Source organism: Massilia sp. P2_C2 (assembly GCF_056404615.1).
In genome coordinates, this window is sequence record NZ_JBFUDR010000539.1 from 1 (window position 1) to 2,144 (window position 2,144).

The window sequence follows — 2,144 nt, forward strand, 5'->3', positions numbered from 1 at the left end:
CCGATGCCGTTAGCGTGTGCGCTTCGGCAGGTTTTCCAGGCGGATGATGACGTCGACGGGTTGGCGCAGTTTCAGCGCAGGCACCGCGAGCAATTGTTCGCGGTCGACGTCCGGTGCGCCGGCCCGGTTCGCCCCGCCGTCGCGCCGCAGTTCGCCCCGTTCCAGGCCCATCGCCGTGCTGAGATTCTTCAGCGTGTCCGGCGTCGCGCCCATCAGCCCGCCCACGCGCCGTCCGCCCGCGGCCGCCATCACGTCGGCCTGGCGGCGCGCGTCCTGGATGGCCTGCGTCAAGAGTTCGTCGTGGATCGTGTCCATATCGGTGCGGTCGAATCCGGACGCGAAGCCGTCGAGGTTCGGCTTGCCCAGCAGCCCACCCGCCAGCGCGGCCCAGTTGGCCACATTGCGCACGTTGATGTGGACGTCGCAGCGCAGCTCGTACACGGGCGCGCCGTTCGCGGCCCGCTCTTCCTTGCGGATGCCCTGGCGCACCTCGCGCACGGTGAGGTCGTCGTCGGCGATGCCCAGCTGCCGCGCCAGGTCGCGCACTTCGCCCACGCGCGCTTCGAGAACGGCGCGCGCGGCGGCCGGGTCGGCGTCGGGCGCGACGACCTCGAAATCGAGGCTGGCGATGTCGGGCACGACGGCCAGGAAGGAACTTCCCGTGACGTGCACGAACGGATAATCGGGGACGGACGCCGCGCCGGCGCCGCCCGAGGCAAGCGTGAGGACGAGGACGGCAATGCGCAGACGGGTATTCAGCATGAAGGCTCCGATGAAGTAGACAGCCATGTCTATGTTAGCCCTTCACGCGACGCCGACACAAGCCGCAGCGATCGAAATAAACTTGTAGACAACCTGATCTAGACGAGTTAGTCTAGTTTTATCGACAACGTTCCAAGAGTCCGTCATGGCCAAATCGCCCGCCCCGCCAAAGCCCACGCCCGCCGAACTGGATTTGTTGCAGGTGCTGTGGCCGCTCGGCGCCGCCACGGCGCGCCGGGTCCACGAAGAAATCGTCAAGGCGCGCCCGGACGTGACGTACGCGACCGTGCTCCGCCTGATGCAGATCATGCACGGCAAAGGTTTACTGATCCGCGACGAGAGCGAACGGTCTCACGTCTACGCACCGGCCCACGCCCAGGAATCGCTGCAGACGAATCTGCTGAAGGACTTGATGCAGCGCGCCTTCGCCGGGTCGGCCAAGGCGCTGGTGCTGGCCGCACTCAAGAGCGGCATCTCGAAAAAGGAGCGCGATGAAATCGAACAACTGCTGAAAGACGGAGACGAACAATGAGCGCCGGGCTCGTCGACGGATTGCTGTCGGTATTGCTGCCCACGAACCTGCTCGCGCCACTGCCGTCGCACTTGCCGGACGTCTGGCTCGCGCGGCTGTCCACGCTGCTGTCCACATTGTCGCACTCGTTTGTCACGAGCCTCGGGTGGGCGCTGCTGCACTTCGTCTGGCAAGGCGCATTGATCGGCTGCGCGACGGCCGTGCTGCTGGTGGCGCTGCGCAATGCACGGCCGGAACGCCGTTACGCCGTCGCGTGCGCGGCCCTGCTCCTGTGCTTTGCCTGGCCGGCGGCCGACTTCGCCATGTTGCTGCTGGCCGACCGCGACGTGCAGGCCGCGCGTATGTTGCCGCTGGCGTCCGCGCCGGCTGCCGTGCTGCGCGACGCGGCCGGGCTGTTCGCATGGCTGCAGCGGCATCTCGACTGGATCGTGGGCGCGTGGGCAGCATGCGCGGCGGCGCTCGGGTTGCGCATGGCGCTGGGGTTGGTGTGGGTCGGACGGGCCACGCAAGAGCGCGGCGCGTCCGGCGGGCAGCGCCCGGATGAGCGCGCCGAGGAACGCGTCTGGCAGGCCCGGCTGGTCCAACTGGCCGCCCGCTGCGGCATCGACCGCCGCGTGCGCCTGCGCATCGTCGACAGCCTCGCGAGCCCCGTCACGGCCGGCTTCTGGCGGCCTGTCGTGTTCGTGCCGGCCGCCCTCGTGACGGGCATGCCGCCGCAGTTGCTGGAGGCGCTGCTGGCGCACGAGCTGGGCCACGTCCGCCGCCACGACTATGTCGTCAACCTCGTGCAGAACGWGATCGAGGCCTTGCTGTTCTATCACCCGGCCGTGTGGTGGATCTCGCGCCGCAT

3 protein-coding genes are annotated in these 2,144 nt (G+C 68.3%); 2 read left to right on the forward strand and 1 reads right to left on the reverse strand.

The window, feature by feature from the left end; genetic code table 11:
- Positions 1-9: 9 nt before the first annotated feature.
- Positions 10-762, reverse strand: coding sequence for an SIMPL domain-containing protein (locus AC1DYX_RS30570; RefSeq protein WP_477265896.1), 753 nt, complete (start codon positions 760-762; stop codon positions 10-12).
- A gap of 145 nt (positions 763-907) precedes the next feature.
- Here AC1DYX_RS30570 and AC1DYX_RS30575 point away from each other — a divergent pair, with 145 nt between their 5' ends.
- Together AC1DYX_RS30575 and AC1DYX_RS30580 are read left to right on the forward strand one after the other, a co-directional pair.
- Complete coding sequence (locus AC1DYX_RS30575) at positions 908-1,294, forward strand: BlaI/MecI/CopY family transcriptional regulator (protein ID WP_477265899.1); 387 nt, start codon at positions 908-910, stop codon at positions 1,292-1,294.
- On the forward strand, positions 1,291-2,144 hold an 854-nt coding region (locus tag AC1DYX_RS30580; RefSeq protein ID WP_477265901.1), incomplete at its 3' end, for a M56 family metallopeptidase. The genes AC1DYX_RS30575 and AC1DYX_RS30580, both read left to right, overlap by 4 nt.

Excerpts from the sequence above, each read along its gene's own strand:
- AC1DYX_RS30575 (WP_477265899.1), top strand. The coding sequence starts at position 908 with ATGGCCAAATCGCCCGCCCCGCCAAAGCCCACGCCCGCCGAACTGGAT.
- AC1DYX_RS30570 (WP_477265896.1), bottom strand. The coding sequence starts at position 762 with ATGCTGAATACCCGTCTGCGCATTGCCGTCCTCGTCCTCACGCTTGCC.